Source organism: Sphingopyxis sp. PET50 (assembly GCF_025244705.1).
Lineage (GTDB): Bacteria > Pseudomonadota > Alphaproteobacteria > Sphingomonadales > Sphingomonadaceae > Sphingopyxis.
The window spans coordinates 2,892,994-2,909,777 of the sequence record NZ_CP104207.1 but is presented as its reverse complement, the minus strand read 5'-3'; the positions used below and the strand labels follow the sequence as shown (position 1 = coordinate 2,909,777).

Genomic DNA, 16,784 nt, shown 5'->3' with positions numbered 1-16,784 from the left:
TCCTCCTAAGGGGAAACTTCGGGAAGTTGTGGATAGGACCCGCCGCCCCCCCATCCGCCGGGCGGCGGGTCAGGCGTGGGGAATGTCCCTGAGGTCGAAGTCGAAACCCAGCCGAGAAACACGAATGACGCGTCGGCCATTTCGGTCTCAGCCGGATATTCGACCGCCGAGTATTCTTCGTCGGCGATGTGCCAGAGCAATGCGTATTCCGTGCCGTTTGCGAGGCCGGTCACGCTATCCGATGGGAAGCTGATCGACCTGCCGTCGTTGATCACGCCGACAAACGCGCTGATCGTGATGCTGTCGTCGTCGCTGGTGATCGGATAGACCACCGACTGCGAAACCAGCCTGCGGGCACCGCTCACCTCGTTGTTGATATTGGCGGCGGCGTCCCTGTCGGCAGGGTCCAGCAGCGTCGGTGTCGGAGGTGCCGTCCCGGTCTTGCCCAATGCGAATTCATGCTTGCCAATCGTCTCGCTCGTCAGCACCCAGCGCACGGCTAGTGTCTGCGGGTCCACAGAGCGGCGCACGATGACGCAATCCTGCTCGATCAGTCCTCCCTCCGGATCGTTGATCGTCACCATGTCGCCGGGTCTGTAGAACCTGAACTCGGGTTTGAGGTTGCGCTCGATCGGGAACATCTCGCGCCCGTTGACCAGCTTGTAAGCCGCGAGTTGCGCAGCCTGATCCTTCTCCTGGCAAAGGTCGATTTGATAGGTGTCGATCTTCTCTTCGCCGTCCTCGTCGAGATAGGTAGATGAGGTGATCGCGTCGCTCTCGACATATTCCCATTTGTGATCGGGCGAGCGATATTTCGGGATGATCGTGTTCAGACGCTCCCGCCATGTCTGCATCCCCGGCGTCCTGTAGGCCCCGTCGGCATAATCGTCGGGCGTGATCGTAACCAGCGACACGCGGGGAGCGTCATATTTGACCGAAAGCATTCCCCCGGAGAAGATGGGCTCTGCGGACCCTGCCGCCATGATGCGCTTCAGGTTCGCCCAGCGGTCGCCCGGCTCGAATATGACCCCGCCGACCTTCCAGCCGTTGGTGCGGCAGACATTGCCCCAAGCCACAAAGGCGTCGACGTCGATGCTGTCGATCGGCAGGCCGATGCCGAACATCTTCTTGCCCGAAAACCAGTGACCGATCGCGTAGGTCAGGGCGTGGTCGTCGGGCCATTCGCTGAATTCCCACGTCGTCCGGTCGTCGCTGCGGTGGCTTCCAGAACCTCCGTCGTAAGTGTCGTCGAGACGTGGGTCATAGACCTTCACGCCATCCCAGACGGCCCCGAGTTGCGGAACGCCGGAAGTATAGACCTTTCCGTCCTTGTCGAACTTCAGCGACCATAGGATAGCCGCCTTGCCGCTGAGTTTGTGGGACGATCCCCAGCCGGGCATTCCGCCCCATTGCGGAGACAGCGCGGCGGATTCCGGCGTGTCCCCGAGCTGGTAATCCCGGTACATGAAGGTCGAATAATAGCCGGTCGCAGCCGAGCCGCTGAAACCCACAGTCACGAAGTCGGCGTGCATCGACACCAGCCCTTCAAGAGGGCCGCACACCGAATAGTCGATCACCATCCCGCGATAGGGATTCTGTACCTTGCCGACCTTGCCGCCGTAACCGACATCGTGGCGCAGGACGCCGCCGTAATAGGTCCGTCCGATGATGCAGGGCGATGCTGCGTTCGGGTCGATCGTGACGTTGTTGACGCTGCCTTGGGCGGGTGGCTTCTTGGCAGTGAGTTGGGCGCCAATACTTGCGACAGCCGCAATGCTTAGCCGCAAAGGGCTGGATCGGAGATGGGACAAGGGCGACGACCCCGGCAATCGCCGAGACGACCTTGAGCACCTTGCTCATACCCGAAACGCCCCCTTGACCGCAGAACGAGTGATTTCCATTGCCGTGAAGCCGTCGCTCTCTTCGTGAAACCCTATGAATTTGTTGCCCGCGCAGATAGTGAGCGCGTCGAATCCTTCGTCTCCGGGCAGGATTGCGATGTCCCCGACGATCATCTCTGCCACCTTGATTTCCAGCAGCCCGAGAACGGGCATCAAGCTCAACAGGTCGTCTGCTCCCATTTGCTTCAGTGCGCGCCTTGCGCCGACCGGCGACTGAAACTGTGGCATTTTAGGTGGTTTGTACCCCATTGCACGAAGGTGCGATCGAAGGACGTGAGCGCATGTTGGCCCCTTCCAATCGTGAGGCTGCCCCTTGTATTTTTCCCAGGTCGCCTGCGTTGCGGCGGCGCGCTCAGCAAGGTTCATCGCAGCGCGTCCAGCCATGTCCGGCTGCCCCCACCGCCATTGCCCACGCCTCCGTTGGAAAAGCCCGTCCCATAAGTCTGGGCGGGCAGGGCGGTGCCCCACGCCACGCCGACGCCGACCCCTGTCGCATTGTCTTCGCCGAGTTCGCCGACGAACAGCGACTTGTGAAACCGCGGGCTGAGCGTGTTGCCTTCGTTGATCAGGAAAAGCCGCTCTGCTTTCGGCACGATGGACATATCCAGTTCGCGCGAGCCCACGTCGATGATCAGAACGGTGCTGTCGACCTGACCGTCAAATTCCAGCGACGGCGCGCCGGAGACCTCGTTTGTCTCCAAATCGACTTCGGCGATCCACATGCGGACGCGGCACCCCTGAAACTCGGGCTGCGACAGGTCCGCCGCGGCAGCCGTCGAATTGGGCAGGAACGTCATTTGCAGAGCGGGAAGCTCGTCACCTACGCCTTCCTCGACCGATTGCATGGCGCCGATCGCACCGAAATCCGCATCGCTCGCTGTGAAGGTTTCCGCGTCCCACTTCACGAATGCCCCGTCGCACAGGCGCAAGGTCGCATCCGGCAACTCGATCTTCACGAGGCCTAGCCAGCGTTGCGATGTCCATGGCCTAGCGAACCCAGCCCAGCCCGATGGTATTTTCGGTCGGGCCCGCCTCGACCTTGTAGCCATCATCCGGAGAAAAGGTCAGAAAACCGCCTTTCGATGGAACCTCGCCAGCGGGCAGGTCCATGACCAATCCATTGCTCAGCAATGCCGAATGGCGTTGAATTTTGACAACGCCATGCTCTGAGGACACCGGATAATTCGGCTGGATGGTGCGGGCGTAGAGAATCATGCGGCTTCCTCGATCGAAAACTGAATGCCGACGTGATGTTCAAGGCTGTAGTCCCACGACCATTCGTCGCCGACGACCAGCCCTTCGATCATCGGTTTCTGCAAATGAACGGCGTCCTCGTCGCCGGGAGACACGCGAAGGTGCGGAACAAGCCCGAGTTCAATCCCGCCGCTCCCGTCCTCCTTCGCCGGGGCTGTGGTGCAGTAGAGATAATGCTGCCCGCCGCTTTCGATCGACAGCCAATATCCCTCGCTGGCGCCATAGCCCGTCCGGATGCCCTTCAACTGGATCGCGGCCCCGGCCTGGTCGGGCCCGTCAACGACCGGAAAGCCCGGTGAGCCTTGATCGACGCCGACGAGTTGCCATTCGATCCGCAGTCCCTCGGTCTTGGCCCGCAACAGCCGGGAGACGACGACACGGCCAAGATCGTGGTTCTCGATCGGGGGCAGGCCAACGTCCACGCGATAGCGGTTGCCCAACCGGTTGATGCGCTGGATCGGCCCGCCAAGGGGAGGACGAAGCACGCCGCCGAAGTCGATCAATGTCGGCTTGACGTAGTTCGGCACAACGCCATCGGGCAATTCGATCACGCGAGCCTCCGCGTTGCCGATTGGCGAACGCGCGCTTCACCGCCGACCGCACCGGCCTGAGCGATGCCGGGAGCTGCCCTCATGACGCGACCATCCACGACGACATCGAAATAAGGCGAAGGGACGATGGTTGCGATCCCTCCGCCCATACTGCGTAGGTCGTTGTTCGGAGTGACCCTCGCCCCGCGCGGGAGGTTGACCAGTTCCGGCCCGCGCTCGCCGACAAGGGACAGTCCGCCTGGTGCGAAACTGGTCCCGCGTGCAAAGCCGGGAATATGGCTGCTTTCGTGCGAGCCCGTGGGGAGGAAGACGGTGCCCTTGCCGCCGCCCAGATTGCCAAGGAAATTGACGATAGGTTCGATCAGGTTCTTCTGAAGCTGCAAGCGAAGGATATCCGCCAGCATCTGCTTGAACACATTCTTCACGACATCGCCGAGCGACTTGAAATTGACGATCGCATCGGCAAGCTGGTCGTTGAGAGATTGCAGACCACGGACCTGAATATCCTCGAAAGCCTCGTTCATTTGCGCTGCGGTCAGGTCGATTTCGCGCCGATACCTTTCCATCGGGGATTCTGTGTCGCGCATGGCGGCATCGCGACGGTCGGCGAATTGCTGGTCGAGCGCGTCCCTCAGAAGCTTCGCTTCCTGCCACCGGGCGCTTCCAACGGCTTCCGTCGCCAAGATGCCATCGAGTATTGCGCGCTGGTGGCGCTCTTCGAGTTCCAGCATCTGAAGAGCGAGTTCGCGGCGCTCGCCTTGGGTCAGCGCGAAATCATAGGCGTGGTCAAGGGCGCGTCTCGCAATGTCATATTCAGCCTGCGCGACCGTCGCCCGGTCCTGCTCGGCATCGCGGGCCTGCTCTCTCGCCTGCAACTCGCCATAGAGAGACTTCTGCTTTTCGACGATGATGTCACCGGATTCGTCTTCGGCGACGGATTGGCCGTACAGGGACTTGATAATCGCAAGCCGTTCCTTCGCCTCGGCGGCGGTAATCTCCTTCTTGCGAACCGCTTCGGCTACCTCGGCCTCTCGTCCCGTCCGTTCCAGCGCCAAGATTTCATTCTGGATCAGCGCGCGGTCTTCGGCTGTCGCAGCCAACTGTTCGCGCGCCCGCAGTTCCTCGATCGTGAGGGCGCGCATGTCTTGTTCGGTGCGGTATTTTGCATCGAGCGGGTCTTCACCGCTCGCGCTGCTGCTGCGACCGGAGCCGTTGCTGTCGCTGCCACCATCTGCTGGCGCTTGGGGGGTGCCAGAAGTGCCGGAACCTTGAAGGCCAATTCCCGCGCCTTGCGCCAGTTTTACGGCCTCTTGAGTGGCATCGGCGGTCCGCTGAATTCGCTTTTCTGCCTCAATTGCTGCCAAGAGATTGGCCTCGACCTGCTTGTCGACTCGCTGAGTGCGATTGGGCACGCGTGAGCGATTGTCAGGATCGGCACCGCGCGCGAAACTTAAGTCTCGCTCGAATTGGGCTTGCCTCGCTTTGGATGACGATGAGATTGCCGCCTGTTGCTTCAGTATCTCGATCGTTGCGAGGCTTGCGTTGGTCGCCATTCTGTGGGCTTCGACACTCGCCCGATTGTAACTGTCGGACAGCTTGTCGACTTTCCCCGAAGCGATAGCGCTGATCCGACCAAGTTCATCCGTCGAGACGCCCGCCGCCTTTAGTCTTTCGACATAGGAATTGAGGTTCGCCTCAGCCGCTTCGGCCTGACGGTTGAGTTCTTCCGTAGCTTGGGCAGCATTTTTCGTGCCGAAGATGAGGTAATCAAGCACAGTCGTTAGGGCGACTATGGCCGCTCCAACGCCAGTCGCGACCAGCAGCCCTCGGAACGCCACTGTAAGCAATCGCATTGCCACAGCAGCCGGGCCACCGGCGACCGCCAGCGCGGCAATCTCAAGCTTGAGCAGCGTGAGTGCCGGGACGAGCTGTGTTCTGATGAGGACATACAGCGGCGCGAGGGATGCTCGTATCAGGCCTATGGCATAGATAGTCGGGCCAACGACCGCTGCGATGCCCGCAATAAGAGCGGTGAAACGGAGGACCGTTGGACTCGCTTCGGACAGCCAGTCGATCAGGTCGCCAATGTGCGTCACAAGCGCCGTCACGACTTCCAGCACGCCGCTCTGCCCAACGCGGATGGCCAGCGTTTCAATGGCGCCTTTCAGGTTCTCGAGCTGGCCGTAGAATCCCTCGAGCCGCTCCTGCGCCTGAGCAGCGGCGTCCGTCTTTCGTATCGCTTCGGCGATCCGATTGAGACCGTCGGCGCCTTGGTTCATCAACCCGATCGCCGTTCGCATCGCGTCGGTGCCGAAGATTGTCTTCAGCACCTCGGTCTTTGCTTCGTCGTTCAGCCCGGCCAGTTTGGTCCGCAATTCCTCCGCGATTTCGGCCATCGAACGAAGGCCGCCGTTTGAGTCGTAGAATTGCAGGCCGAACGCGGCGATTGCCTCTTTTGCCTGTTTGCTGTTGCCGCTCAGCGAGGTCAGGAAGGTCTTGTAGGACGTGCCCGCATCCGAGCCGCTGGCGAACAGCGACGAGGTGGCGGCAAGGACAGTGTTGAAGTCGGTAAATTCGACGCCGAGACCGCCCGCCACACCCCCGGCTTGACCGATGGCAAGTGCGTAGTCGGCAAAGTCCAGCTTCGACTGATTGACCGCCCCGGTGATCTGGTTGACGGCATCGGGCAACTGCGAAGTCGCCAGATGAAACTGGTTCATCGTGTCGGTGATCGCATTCGCGGCGGGCGACAATTCCGATCCCGTTGCACTAGCGAGATTTACCGCCGCTTCCGCTGCGCCGTCGAGAATGTCTCTCGCCGACAGGCCGGACTTCGCCAGTTCGTCCATCGCGTTGGCGGCGTCGCTTGCGCCGAATATCGTATCCTTGCCCAACTTCAGGGCAAGTTCGCTCATCTCCTTCAACTCGCCCGATGTGGCCTGCGACGATATCCGAAGGTTGATCATCGACTGTTCGAAGTCGCCCGCCATCTTCACGACGGCGACCCCGGCGGCCGCCACCGGGGCCGAGATGGCGATGGTCAGTTTCTTGCCGAGAGCCTGAAGCTTCTTGCCCGAGCTTTCAAACTCGCGCTCCATCTTCTTGAGACGTTTTTCCGAAACGTCGGCGCCCTTTTCGAAGGCGGCTACGTCCAGGCCCAAGAAAACCGAAAGTCTGGCAATGACGTCGGCCATTCCTGCCATCGCTTATTCCTTCTTCTTCATCTTGGACTTCGCCATGGCGATCATCTTGCGAACGCCGTCACGCCGCTTTTCCGATGGTGTTTGCAGATATTCGGCGAGCGGCTTGAGGCGGCGCTGGCCCGCAAAAACGGCGGCGTGGTAACCTGTCGAGACGGCCATTTCCCGCGCGGCCTTAAGCCTGCTGGCAACGATTATCTCGAAGGTGCGGAGCGTTTGGTCCCAGAAGGTTTCCGGATCGAGGCCGGCTTCGCACCACTGCGACCAGAACTCGTCCCAGCCGATGCTCCGTTTCCCGGCTTCCTACCCTCCGCCTTCGCTTTTGGCGCGCCATTGGCTGCGGCCTCGCTGATCGCCACCAGCACGGCTTCGCGTTCCGCGACCAGAATTTCCCCGGCCTCGTCGATCGAGATTTCGGGATGCCTCACAGCCAGCATGGCATGGAAGATGGTAACGCCCGCGCCCAGGTAGCCCGCTTGAGCATCTTCCTGCACCTTGTCGATCGGCGCGCCGTAGTTCTTCTCGGCGATAACGAACGCCCTGAAGCCGGATACGAGTGTGAACTCGCGCCCATCACTCAGCTTCAGGGCGGTTTCGCCTTTCATGGGATTTTGCGCCGTCATGAGGTGTAGACCTCGATGTCTTCGACGGTGACGATGCGGAAAGTCGCCGTCGCCTCCATCACGCCGTCGGGGGTCACCCGGCCGCGCGAATAGCCGGTGCATTTCGCGGTGCCTTCGATCTGCGCGACGGGCTCGCCGTTTTCGGGCAGCACCGCCTTGAACGCGCGCACGTCGGCTTTCTTGAGCGCGTCTTCGAGCAGGACGTCGGTGTCGGACAGCGGGCGGAAGTTGAGGAGGACTTCGAAGTCGCTGTCTTCGTAGAAGCCGCTCAGATATTCGCGCCGCCAATCGGGCGATTTGAGGTGGGTCTTTTCGACCTGTTCGCGCGTGCCGCCGGAAGGAACGTCGAACTCCTTGACCTGCACGAGCTCGTAGAGCGCGTCGCCGTCGTGAAGCCACATTTCGCCCATGTAACCAAGGGACGCATCGCCAGTTTCTGCCATGTTGAAAAATCCATCTTGCCCCGAAGGGTCTGGGACTCGGCGCCATCACGACGCGGAATCTCGGGTTGAACGAACGGACCTGAAGCCTGCACGGCCAGCCGGTCCAAGCTGGCGCGAATTCTAATCTGCGAAGGTGTGCTCCATGATCGCTTCGACGATCTGGTGATGGATGAAGCCGTTCGGCGTGTCGTCGCCTTGCCCCTCGCGCGGGCCTTCGCATTTGACCCTGCCGACCCGGCCACCTGTTGCCGACCATGGCGCGTCGAGGGCCTTCACTATGTTCGATCCGATCCGCTTCGCGTCCCCGAAGGATTTGGCGAAAATGCTGACCTGAATCCGAGTGCGCCGCGATCCTTGATAACCTTTCAAGTGCTCCGGGCGCGGATCGCTGATGATGTGGTATCGCGCATATGGGAGGACGGCCTTTTGCCCCACAACGCCCCCATAGAGTTGCGTTCCAAGGTCAGCCGCAACCGCCCCATTCCCAATCACTCGGTCATGGAAGGCGGTTGCGAAGTCGGCCATGTCAGCGCCCCTTCGCAGCCTTCCGCGCAATGCGCGCCTTCGCCTTGTTCACTTCGTCGGCCAGCGTGTCGCGAACCTCTTTGATGACGGCCTCGCCCTCGCTGTCAGCGGCGGGGCGGGCATAAGGGTTCGGCGACATTTCGACCGTGCCCTCTTCCTGCCAGCCTGCGTTCGAACGGTTCAACTGACCCTCGGGCGCGGGGCCGGTCATCACCTGAACGCCGGACGACCGATCGAAGCGCACCGATCCGCGCGCGCGCTTGGCCGTGACATTCTGCGTCTTCATGCTGCCGGCAAGGTCGCCTTCGTCCTTCGGCGCCAATTGCTCCATCTTCGTTCGGATGCGCTCCATCGACTTTGTCGCTGTCCGGCGTAGGACATTGCGCGCCGTCGCGCGTGGGAGGTCTTCAGCAAGTGCTCGCTCTAGTTCTCGGAAGCCGGTCATCTTGAACGTTTCGCGGGCCATCAGGTCGATCGCTTCGCTACAAGGTCGATCTCGGCGCGCCTGATCGGGCTGGTCGACACAATATCCCAATTGTCACCGTCGAACACGATGCGGTCGCGGATCATCAGCCCGCGCGTCAACGCATTGGAGCGGACATTGAACGTCGCCGCTTGCTCGCCCTGTTCCTTTGCGGCTTCGCGGCGTTCGGTTCCGTTGCCGTAGAAGGTTGCAGCCCATTCCTTGCCGAGATCGGTCCACGTCTGGATTTCCTCGCCATATTCGTCCTGCGTCGCCGCATAGCGTTGCAGGGTGACGAGGTTATCCCTCCGCCCGGCCGTCGTCATGCGATCGTCGGCAGCCGGAACGGCCCGGCCAGCGCCTCAACGGCGAAGGGGATTTCGCGCGGGATGACGTTACCCGAATCCACGGTCGAACGGTTTTCATACCAATGCGCGATCAGCAGAAGCTGCGCCTGATCAAGTTCGGGCGCGTAGACATCGTAGTTGTCGCCGCAGTATCGCTCCAGCCATGCCAGCGATGCGACAACATAGCCCATGATAAGCGCGTCCTCGTCATTGTGGCGGACCCTGATCTGGTCCTTCGCCATCTGAAGGGAAACGCTCATTTCGGTGGCTTCGCATCACGACCGCGGCGCGCAGCGATCATCCAGCCGCTGTCGGGCGTGTCGGGCTTCGCGCCTGTGTCCTTCGTGGCTGCCCAGAGACTGCCGCCCCAGACAACCATGTCGCCCTTTCGATATTCCCGGCCTTCCTTATAGGCCTCGCGGAAGATCGGGACGGGGAATTCCAGCTCGAAACTGTGCATCATGTTGCCGTTGAGGAATTTGAATTCCAGCGTCCGCTCATCGGTCTGTTCGATGTCGAAATCGTCGAGGGTGAAGGTCTCGCCGGGTTTTCCGTCCTTGCCCACGACAAGCCCAAGGTCATGCGTCCGCCCGTCGCTCGTCGTCAGGACCAGATGGCCTTCCTTGTCGATCAATGCGCCAGCGACGCCAACGCCATCGTCACCCTTCTTCGGCTCGGGCAATTCGCCGACCGCTTTCGCTACGCCATCCGCGATCATCTTGCCGATCGCCTCCATGTCCGGCTCAATGGGGGCAGGCGCTTCGGGAACCGGGATTCCCTTGATCGCATCGGGAAGCTGCTCGCTCACCGACTGTTGCGCCAGCTCGTCGACGATCTCGCGCAAGGCATCCATATCGACTTCGCGGGGTTCGACCATGATAGGCTCGGGAGCGGGCAGGGCAGCGACGGCCTTCTCGACCTCCGCGCGCACGACACCGGCAAGCTGCTCGGGATCGACTGGCAGCGGTTCCGCGTCCTTGCCGACGACCCGGCCCAGCGCCTTCGTGCTGCCGTCCTCGAACGTGGCGACCAACTGGCCCTCGCGGTCGATCAGGAGGTCTTTGATGCCAAGTCCCTTTTCGCCTCGCTTGGGTTCGGGGAGCGCCGCCACGGCCTTATCGACCATCGCCTGCACTTGTTCCGGTTCGACGCTCTTTCCATCCAGTGGGGCCGGGATTTCGGCAATGGCGGCTGAAACGGCGTCGGTGACGAGGGTCTTAACGCTTTCGTCGGTCACATAGCCCTCAAGGTTCGGCAGTTCGCGCACGGTATCAACGCTGGCCAGTCCGGCGACGCTCGGCAGTTCGCGGGCTTCTAGGGCCGCAAGGCGCTTTTCGAGTGCGGCATTACCGGCTTCCAATTCGGCATTGCGCGCGATCAACGGTGCAGTCGCGGCCTTGACGGCGCTCGAAACGACGTCGGCGATGTCGTCGAGGTCAAGCATTCAAACGCTCCATGGTCTTTTCGCGCAGTAGCGCTCGTTGGCCCGCGCGCGCGGCGGCACGCTCTGCATCGGTCGGCTCGTTTTCGTTGGCGGGCGTCGGGGCTGCGGGTGCAGCATCCTTGGCGAACGGGTCGTCCTTCGCATCGCGCTTGGCCAGAGCCGAGAGGCTATAGTTCTGCTGTTGGACCATGGGGCTTTCGCCGCCCTCGACCTTCGGCTTGTCCAGTTTGGCGCGCTGCTCGTTCGGCGACAGAATGCCCGCCGAGTTTTTCAGCATCTCCATCTGGCTCGCGCCGTCCATGCGAAGCAGGGTGTCCAGATCGAATTCGGTCCCAAGCTTTTCGCCGGTCCCAAGCCCTTCGTCCAACAGGATTTCGATGGCCTCGATGTGGACCTGCAATGCCTGCGTATAATAGCGAAGCGTCCGGTCCTGAACGCCGCCCGCCGCTGGCTCTTGCCCGACGCCGACCAGAAATGAAGGGACGTGAAATGTCGAGCAAATGACCTCGGCAGTCCACTTGAGCTGCTCGATCATCTGGGAATCGATCGGGTCGACGGTCAGCGGCGTGAAGGACATGCCATCGCCCAAGACCGCAATTCGGCCAGCGTTCTTGCCGGTGTAATTGGTCTCCCAAGTTTCCTTCAGGCGAGCCGCGTTGTCGGGGTCAATCCGTCCCGGCGCGATCAACAGGCCACCCGGCTTCGACGCATTCGCGAAGAAATTGGTGCTGTTTTCCTGAATTTTGAGACCCTGCGTCGCGGCGAGGCCACTGGCGAAGATCGGCGAAAGACCCACGAGCGGGTGGAACATGCAATTGAACCTGTCGTGGATGATCTCCGACGCCGGAACCATCACCTGGCTCTCTTCGATGCCCGCGATGTTGTCGGTCGAGAGTTGGTAATAGATGTCGCCGTTCGGCGCGATCATCGGCTTCGTGCGGTTCGGATCGAGGACATACAAGCCGACGACGACGCGCCGGTTATCCCGCTTTTTCAGGACGTAAGTGTTTCCCCGGCTCAATTTCGACAGCACCCAGCTTTCGAAAAACTGGATGCGCGTCTGGAAATGGTTCGGCTTCCGCAGCACCGGCGAATATGCCGGGCGGGACGTTTCTTCCCAGATGCCGTCCTTCGTCTGCTGGACGAGTTTCACGCGCAGCTTGGCAATGTCGGATGCGATCAACGTCATGCACGCGAAAACCGCCGAATTGGCCAGCACCGATTCGTGGTTGACCTCCACGTTCCGCTGCCACGCCCCTCCGAAAGATTCGAGGATGCGATACCAGCCGCGATTGTCCGGCGGGGACAGTGCGGCCTTCGTGCGCGTGATGTCGAAGCCGAGGATTTTCATGCGGCCTCCATCATATCCATGCGGTAGTGATCGCGCGTAAAGCGATCGACCTTCGCGGCGTCCCAAGGCTTGAGCGAGCCGGGGAAGAACAGGACGCGCGGCGGAACCATTCGACGGCGATTGTAAGCCCCACCGAACCAGTAAACCCCGTCGCGCTCGTCCCAGACTTTCTCATCCGGCCCGAGCTTATGCATCAACCAAGCTTGATCGGACCCGCAAAACAGGCGACCCGATTCCAGCGCGGCTTCCTGATTGAAATCCTCGTAAACCTGCGGCCGACAGCCCGCCGTCATCAGGAGCATCGATCCGTTGTATGGACGTCCGCGCACCGTACCCTTGAACAGCACAAGGTCATCATCCCGGTCGAACAGCGGATCGAGCGGGCCACCGATGACCGCATCTAAATCCATGCTTACGAACCGCTCGCCAAATATCCCAGCCGCATCCCTGCGGAACATCGACAAGCGCCGGTAGCACTGCGGGCGCCCGTTGGTCCAACGCGGGTTGGCGATGTCCAGAAAATCACCCGGCGGGGTGATGATCTCGACACTCCGGTCGATCCCCTCCGGCATGTCTGTGACGCAGGCGATGCGGTGCGGCATCGAGAGGTTGCGGCGCACCATCGCGGCAGCGATGTTCACATGGTTTGCCGTGTAGAGGGTGCGGGTCTTTTCCTGTTTCCACAGCCAGAAGATGATCGAAATCACGCGACACGCTTCCAGCATTGCCGATGCACGACACGGTTAATTGTTGCAGGGCTCACGCTGAACATCGAAGCCAAATGCCGCTGCTTTTTGCCGCGAGCATACTGGGCGCGAATATATTTTATCGAGCGTTCATTGAGAACGGATGTCCCGATGCGCGATCCGAACACTCGCGTCCCGTGGACATCTTTATCGTTTTCGTTCTCGAGATGCGTCCCCCACTCCAGATTCTCAAGCCGGGCGTTTAACAAGTTCCCATCTAGGTGCCTGCACTCCATCCCATCCGGCGCCGGGCCGACGAACGCCTCCAAGACCAGAGTGTGAACCGAAATCGTCTTTCTTTGGTAATCGACGCAAAGCGTGACGCGGGCATACCATTGGTCGCCATGCGTTGACTGCCTCATGATCTTTTCAGGCTGGCGCTGATGCTGAACCGAACCATCTCGCATCGTTCGTGTTATTACGCGGGCGATGCTCCGCACTCGCCCAAGGTCCGACACCTCATAATGGCCCTCATAGCCAACGACCGGCAGCCAACGCTCCATCACAGCGCCCTTTCGTATTCAGCCGACAGGGACAGGATTTCATCCTCCTTGCCCGCCGCCTTTTTCGCCAAAGCGATTGCCTCTTTCTCGCCGGGAACGCGCCCCTCCTTCCGCGGCAGCGTCGTGGTCGATGCGTCCGGAACAAGGTCGCGCCAATAGCGCGTCAGTGCGACGTGCTTCAGGAACCCCTGCTTGGCGACGGCATAGAGGCGGGCGCGCCACATGCTGTCCGTCCCGTAAATTCCGGTGAACCACTCGTCATAGCCGCCCAGCCGCCAATACATGTCGCGGGTCATCACGAAGCTGTTGGGGTGCGGCTTGCGCTGGCCATTGGAGTTGAGCGTCGGCAGGCCGGTGTCCGCTTCCACGCGGTGCAGCATATAGGCCGTCTCAGGATCGAGCCGGTGCATTCGCTTCAGCAGCGCGTCCGCGTTCTCAGCCGTCAGCACATGGTCAATGTCGGTCGAGATTAACCAAGTGCCCTTGGCCTCATGCGCCGCGATGTTTCGCGCGCCATTTTGGAACCAAGGCCGATCCTCCAGCACCCGATAGATGCGGAGCGCCGGCAGCCCCTCGGGCCGCTCAACGTCGATCGCGGGTTCGGGCGAGCCATCGTCGACGATGATGACCTCGATCTGCGCCTTGGCCATCTTCGTCCAGCGCGTCATCTCGGCGTATTGCAGGGAAAGTTGCCCTGGGTTGCGATAATAGGGCATCACCAGCGAGATGATCGTCACCGCGCATTCTCCCGCCTGAAAAACATATGTCGGCCCTCGATTCGCGAGGCCCGTTTGCGAAGGTGCAGCCGCGCCGGCAGGTTCGGATCGCCGGGGAAGCTGATCACGAATTCGCCACCGGGTTCGAGATGGTCAGCAAGGATGCGGCCGATAAATTCATCCCACGCGCCGATCGACCAGTCGCGGCCATAGTTGGTCAGGATGGACGTGATCGAATGATAGCGCCCGACTGGCAGGGGTTGCCCCGCCTCGATCCGGTGATCGATCGCCGGTTGACGCCAGAATGCGCGCAGGCCGTCATAGAGCGCATAACAGTCCAGCCCTTCGGCGCTGTGCCCGTAATAATTGGCGATGAGACCCATATGCCCGGCGCCCGAGCCCAGATCGAGCGTGCGCAGGCTCTTCGCCTTGTGCCAGCCGAGCCAGCGGGCAACGGGGAGCAGTTTGCGCACGCGCTCGCAGACGGCCACGAACTTGGGATCGATCTGGCCCCGATAGTCGGCCTGCACCTTCGCATAGGCGGCCGTGTCATAATTCTGGCGGATCCATTCATAGAGCGCGGCCAGGTCACGATCGCGCGTGGCCCCGATCGAGCGTTTCAGCGCCTCGTCAAGCAGCAGCGCGTTCTCCTGCGCGACGGTCAGCATGGGAAAATAGCGTCCTGCGACAGCGTGCAAAAGACCGGGATGCCAGCCTCGCGCGCGATGATGCCCGCCTGTTTCGGGCAACTTTCGATAAACATCTCGACCCCCAGCCTTTCCGCGTGCCCAGCCTTCCACGCGCCGCGCCCGCCCGCTGCGCGCATCGCTTCCATGCGCTCGCCCTTGGTCGCCCAAGGGGTCATGGTCAGGCTCTCAAACTGTATCCCGTGCCGCGCTAGCCATGCCTCGGTTTGCGGCCGATATTTCTCTGCGCGTCCGGTGATGATGTGCCCGATCGCACGCTGCGGGATGAACAGCGGTTCGGCGTTCGCCAGAAAGTCGGCGTAGCGCGGCCCATCGTCATTCTCGGCCTTCGTGTTGTCGCGGCATAGAACCCCGTCCATGTCGAAACCCCAACGCGGCAGGCGGATATGCTTCGTCCAGTTCCACGCGAATATCCGCGGGCCGTGGACGACCTCGAACCACATATCGCAGACCGATTCCGGCTCGACCTGGTAGGGGCCGAAGATCGCGAGGCGGGTTGCCTTCGTTCCCTTCGGCAGCAGCCCCACAGCGCGCTTGAACGCGCCGCCCTTGTTGCAGCTATCATCGACCAGCAGGATGCGCTTGCCAGCCGCCACCGGGCGCCCAGAGCGGCCGTGAACGATGCCCCGCCCATATCCCTCAACGTCAGCGAGCGGCATTTGCAGTTGCGTCGCGATGATGCTCGCCGGGATCATGCCCGAGCGAGGCACGCCGACGATGCAGTCATATGCCGTGCGGTCAATCCGATGCAGGTTCGCGGTGATGATCCGCGCCATATCGGACAGGGTGCGGATGCTCAGCATTTCCTCCCCCGCAGACCCATATTGATGCCCTTGTGCTTCTTCGCGCCCTTCGGCTCCGCGACCGTTTCAAGGTCGACCAGCCCGGCCCGTTCGAAGCATTCGCGCAGATACCGCGGCGTCAGGATCGCCCGGTGCATGTTGGCGCCCTTGTCGCTGCGCTTGGCGTAGCAAAGGATGCGCCCCGCCGCGGCGACGAAGGGGTGATCCTTGTGCAGCTCGCGCTTCCACGCCCCTGCCGTCCGGCTGGTCTCGCCCGTTTCCTCCCATTCGAGCATCGCACGCATGAGCGAGGTGGAATCAACCGTGTGAACCTCAAGCCAGCCACCCGGTGCGATTACCCGCGCCCATTCGGCAATCGTCGCCTCAACGTCGAACCATTCGATATGTTCGATGCAGTGCGAGGAATAGACTTCGGCGAAAGTGCCATCCTTGAAAGGCAGACGGCGCGCATCGCCGACGTGATCGGTGAACGGCCCCGATGCGATGTTGAACGTCTCGAAGCCCGGCAAACGCTCAGCGCCGGGGCCGATTTCGAGACACCTCACGCCAGCACCAATTCGTCAGGAACCAGCGGCGTCGGATCATCCTCGCCATCCCGGTCATCATTCGGCGGGCAGTAGAAAAGCGGCCAACCGTCCTTCCAAGTCACCGTCGCACGCGCGGGCAGGGCATTCATAAACCACGCAGCGAACAGGATCATCGCGGCGGTCGGCTTGACCTCGCAGATGACCGTCCAGTCCTCGATGCGAGGCTCGCCCATGCTGACCAGCGGCATCCCCTCAAAGCAGATGGCGCCGTCGGCAAAGTCGAGTTCGATCAGTTCAGCGTGGGCGTGTGCGGCGGATTCCGAGACGCTGGCAAAGGTCGCAAGGCATTGGTCCAAGCCCCGGTGATCGAGGCGGAGAATGCCGACGGCGCGGGCCATGTCAGACCTCACTCGGTCGCTTGATCGTGAACGTGCCGGTGATGCGCTCCTTGGCCACTTCATCGCCTTCGACAAAGACGTTGCCCTCAGCATTGCGGCGATGGCGGATCAGCCAGCCTTCGGCCGCGTTGACTTCGACGACATCCTTGATCTCGTTGCCGTCCGCGTCGAACACGCTGAGGCCGTGCCAATCATCGGGAGGACCGCCAACGACGGCATAGGTGAGGTCGGCCATGTCAGGCTCCGGCCAACTTCGCTTTGAGGACATCGGCAGGCCAGCCG

The 16,784-nt window shown here is 61.6% G+C and carries 23 protein-coding genes; all 23 read right to left on the bottom strand.

Going from position 1 to position 16,784, the window contains the following annotated elements; all coding sequences use genetic code 11:
- Window positions 1-5 precede the first annotated feature (5 nt).
- The 23 genes from N0A20_RS15330 to N0A20_RS15220 all read right to left on the bottom strand — a co-directional run bounded on the left by N0A20_RS15330 (window position 6) and on the right by N0A20_RS15220 (window position 16,737).
- Window positions 6-1,787, bottom strand: a complete 1,782-nt coding sequence (locus N0A20_RS15330; RefSeq protein ID WP_260581207.1) for a phage tail protein — start codon at window positions 1,785-1,787, stop codon at window positions 6-8.
- 69 nt (window positions 1,788-1,856) lie between these two features.
- Window positions 1,857-2,267, bottom strand: coding sequence for a DUF6950 family protein (locus N0A20_RS15325; RefSeq protein WP_409574690.1), 411 nt, complete (start codon window positions 2,265-2,267; stop codon window positions 1,857-1,859).
- A complete protein-coding gene (locus N0A20_RS15320) occupies window positions 2,264-2,857 on the bottom strand; it encodes a hypothetical protein (RefSeq protein ID WP_260581205.1) in 594 nt (197 codons plus the stop codon). Before N0A20_RS15320 ends, N0A20_RS15325 begins: the two co-directional genes overlap by 4 nt.
- Window positions 2,858-2,888: 31 nt before the next feature.
- Window positions 2,889-3,116: a hypothetical protein gene (locus tag N0A20_RS15315; protein ID WP_260581204.1), complete on the bottom strand. Its 228-nt coding sequence runs from the start codon at window positions 3,114-3,116 to the stop codon at window positions 2,889-2,891.
- Window positions 3,113-3,706, bottom strand: coding sequence for a hypothetical protein (locus N0A20_RS15310; protein WP_260581203.1), 594 nt, complete (start codon window positions 3,704-3,706; stop codon window positions 3,113-3,115). The genes N0A20_RS15315 and N0A20_RS15310 overlap by 4 nt, the downstream gene beginning before the upstream one ends.
- Window positions 3,703-6,909, bottom strand: coding sequence for a phage tail tape measure protein (locus N0A20_RS15305; protein WP_260581202.1), 3,207 nt, complete (start codon window positions 6,907-6,909; stop codon window positions 3,703-3,705). Before N0A20_RS15305 ends, N0A20_RS15310 begins: the two co-directional genes overlap by 4 nt.
- Window positions 6,910-6,912: 3 nt before the next feature.
- Window positions 6,913-7,068 (bottom strand): hypothetical protein, encoded by a 156-nt coding sequence (locus N0A20_RS15300; RefSeq protein ID WP_260581201.1) that lies wholly within the window; start codon window positions 7,066-7,068, stop codon window positions 6,913-6,915.
- Between the two features lie 32 nt (window positions 7,069-7,100).
- Window positions 7,101-7,511, bottom strand: coding sequence for a hypothetical protein (locus N0A20_RS15295; protein ID WP_260581199.1), 411 nt, complete (start codon window positions 7,509-7,511; stop codon window positions 7,101-7,103).
- 14 nt (window positions 7,512-7,525) lie between these two features.
- On the bottom strand, window positions 7,526-7,972 hold the full coding sequence (locus N0A20_RS15290; RefSeq protein ID WP_260581197.1) for a phage tail tube protein: 447 nt from the start codon (window positions 7,970-7,972) through the stop codon (window positions 7,526-7,528).
- Window positions 7,973-8,092: 120 nt separating this feature from the next.
- The gene (locus N0A20_RS15285; RefSeq protein WP_260581196.1) at window positions 8,093-8,497 is read right to left on the bottom strand and encodes a DUF3168 domain-containing protein; all 405 of its coding nucleotides are present in this window, start codon (window positions 8,495-8,497) and stop codon (window positions 8,093-8,095) included.
- A gap of 1 nt (window position 8,498) precedes the next feature.
- Window positions 8,499-8,963, bottom strand: a complete 465-nt coding sequence (locus N0A20_RS15280; RefSeq protein ID WP_260581195.1) for a hypothetical protein — start codon at window positions 8,961-8,963, stop codon at window positions 8,499-8,501.
- Window positions 8,963-9,286, bottom strand: a complete 324-nt coding sequence (locus tag N0A20_RS15275) for a phage head closure protein (protein WP_260581194.1) — start codon at window positions 9,284-9,286, stop codon at window positions 8,963-8,965. The genes N0A20_RS15280 and N0A20_RS15275 overlap by 1 nt, the downstream gene beginning before the upstream one ends.
- Window positions 9,283-9,549 (bottom strand): head-tail connector protein, encoded by a 267-nt coding sequence (locus N0A20_RS15270; protein ID WP_260581193.1) that lies wholly within the window; start codon window positions 9,547-9,549, stop codon window positions 9,283-9,285. Before N0A20_RS15270 ends, N0A20_RS15275 begins: the two co-directional genes overlap by 4 nt.
- A gap of 14 nt (window positions 9,550-9,563) precedes the next feature.
- Window positions 9,564-10,751 (bottom strand): hypothetical protein, encoded by a 1,188-nt coding sequence (locus N0A20_RS15265; RefSeq protein ID WP_260581192.1) that lies wholly within the window; start codon window positions 10,749-10,751, stop codon window positions 9,564-9,566.
- The gene (locus N0A20_RS15260; RefSeq protein ID WP_260581191.1) at window positions 10,744-12,102 is read right to left on the bottom strand and encodes a phage portal protein; all 1,359 of its coding nucleotides are present in this window, start codon (window positions 12,100-12,102) and stop codon (window positions 10,744-10,746) included. Before N0A20_RS15260 ends, N0A20_RS15265 begins: the two co-directional genes overlap by 8 nt.
- Window positions 12,099-12,809, bottom strand: coding sequence for a hypothetical protein (locus tag N0A20_RS15255; protein WP_260581190.1), 711 nt, complete (start codon window positions 12,807-12,809; stop codon window positions 12,099-12,101). The genes N0A20_RS15260 and N0A20_RS15255 overlap by 4 nt, the downstream gene beginning before the upstream one ends.
- Window positions 12,806-13,351: an NUMOD4 domain-containing protein gene (locus N0A20_RS15250; protein ID WP_260581189.1), complete on the bottom strand. Its 546-nt coding sequence runs from the start codon at window positions 13,349-13,351 to the stop codon at window positions 12,806-12,808. Before N0A20_RS15250 ends, N0A20_RS15255 begins: the two co-directional genes overlap by 4 nt.
- Window positions 13,351-14,088, bottom strand: coding sequence for a glycosyltransferase family 2 protein (locus tag N0A20_RS15245; protein WP_260581188.1), 738 nt, complete (start codon window positions 14,086-14,088; stop codon window positions 13,351-13,353). Before N0A20_RS15245 ends, N0A20_RS15250 begins: the two co-directional genes overlap by 1 nt.
- Window positions 14,085-14,735, bottom strand: a complete 651-nt coding sequence (locus tag N0A20_RS15240) for a class I SAM-dependent methyltransferase (RefSeq protein ID WP_260581187.1) — start codon at window positions 14,733-14,735, stop codon at window positions 14,085-14,087. Before N0A20_RS15240 ends, N0A20_RS15245 begins: the two co-directional genes overlap by 4 nt.
- Window positions 14,729-15,577, bottom strand: a complete 849-nt coding sequence (locus tag N0A20_RS15235) for a phosphoribosyltransferase family protein (RefSeq protein ID WP_260581186.1) — start codon at window positions 15,575-15,577, stop codon at window positions 14,729-14,731. The genes N0A20_RS15240 and N0A20_RS15235 overlap by 7 nt, the downstream gene beginning before the upstream one ends.
- Window positions 15,571-16,122 (bottom strand): class I SAM-dependent methyltransferase, encoded by a 552-nt coding sequence (locus tag N0A20_RS15230; protein WP_260581185.1) that lies wholly within the window; start codon window positions 16,120-16,122, stop codon window positions 15,571-15,573. Before N0A20_RS15230 ends, N0A20_RS15235 begins: the two co-directional genes overlap by 7 nt.
- Window positions 16,119-16,502 carry a hypothetical protein gene (locus tag N0A20_RS15225; protein WP_260581184.1) on the bottom strand — a complete coding sequence of 128 codons (384 nt, stop codon included), beginning with the start codon at window positions 16,500-16,502 and terminating at the stop codon, window positions 16,119-16,121. Before N0A20_RS15225 ends, N0A20_RS15230 begins: the two co-directional genes overlap by 4 nt.
- A gap of 1 nt (window position 16,503) precedes the next feature.
- Entirely contained in the window at window positions 16,504-16,737 is a 234-nt protein-coding gene (locus N0A20_RS15220) for a hypothetical protein (protein WP_260581183.1), read from the bottom strand.
- Window positions 16,738-16,784 lie beyond the last annotated feature (47 nt).

Coding starts and splice junctions, on each gene's coding strand:
- N0A20_RS15270 (WP_260581193.1), bottom strand. CDS start 9,549: ATGGCGAAGGACCAGATCAGGGTCCGCCACAATGACGAGGACGCGCTT.
- N0A20_RS15225 (WP_260581184.1), bottom strand. CDS start 16,502: ATGGCCCGCGCCGTCGGCATTCTCCGCCTCGATCACCGGGGCTTGGAC.
- N0A20_RS15285 (WP_260581196.1), bottom strand. CDS start 8,497: ATGGCCGACTTCGCAACCGCCTTCCATGACCGAGTGATTGGGAATGGG.
- N0A20_RS15315 (WP_260581204.1), bottom strand. CDS start 3,116: ATGATTCTCTACGCCCGCACCATCCAGCCGAATTATCCGGTGTCCTCA.
- N0A20_RS15280 (WP_260581195.1), bottom strand. CDS start 8,963: ATGGCCCGCGAAACGTTCAAGATGACCGGCTTCCGAGAACTAGAGCGA.
- N0A20_RS15275 (WP_260581194.1), bottom strand. CDS start 9,286: ATGACGACGGCCGGGCGGAGGGATAACCTCGTCACCCTGCAACGCTAT.
- N0A20_RS15325 (WP_409574690.1), bottom strand. CDS start 2,267: ATGAACCTTGCTGAGCGCGCCGCCGCAACGCAGGCGACCTGGGAAAAA.
- N0A20_RS15290 (WP_260581197.1), bottom strand. CDS start 7,972: ATGGCAGAAACTGGCGATGCGTCCCTTGGTTACATGGGCGAAATGTGG.
- N0A20_RS15240 (WP_260581187.1), bottom strand. CDS start 14,735: ATGCTGACCGTCGCGCAGGAGAACGCGCTGCTGCTTGACGAGGCGCTG.
- N0A20_RS15300 (WP_260581201.1), bottom strand. CDS start 7,068: ATGGCCGTCTCGACAGGTTACCACGCCGCCGTTTTTGCGGGCCAGCGC.
- N0A20_RS15250 (WP_260581189.1), bottom strand. CDS start 13,351: ATGGAGCGTTGGCTGCCGGTCGTTGGCTATGAGGGCCATTATGAGGTG.
- N0A20_RS15220 (WP_260581183.1), bottom strand. CDS start 16,737: ATGGCCGACCTCACCTATGCCGTCGTTGGCGGTCCTCCCGATGATTGG.
- N0A20_RS15295 (WP_260581199.1), bottom strand. CDS start 7,511: ATGAAAGGCGAAACCGCCCTGAAGCTGAGTGATGGGCGCGAGTTCACA.
- N0A20_RS15235 (WP_260581186.1), bottom strand. CDS start 15,577: ATGCTGAGCATCCGCACCCTGTCCGATATGGCGCGGATCATCACCGCG.
- N0A20_RS15305 (WP_260581202.1), bottom strand. CDS start 6,909: ATGGCAGGAATGGCCGACGTCATTGCCAGACTTTCGGTTTTCTTGGGC.
- N0A20_RS15260 (WP_260581191.1), bottom strand. CDS start 12,102: ATGAAAATCCTCGGCTTCGACATCACGCGCACGAAGGCCGCACTGTCC.
- N0A20_RS15265 (WP_260581192.1), bottom strand. CDS start 10,751: ATGCTTGACCTCGACGACATCGCCGACGTCGTTTCGAGCGCCGTCAAG.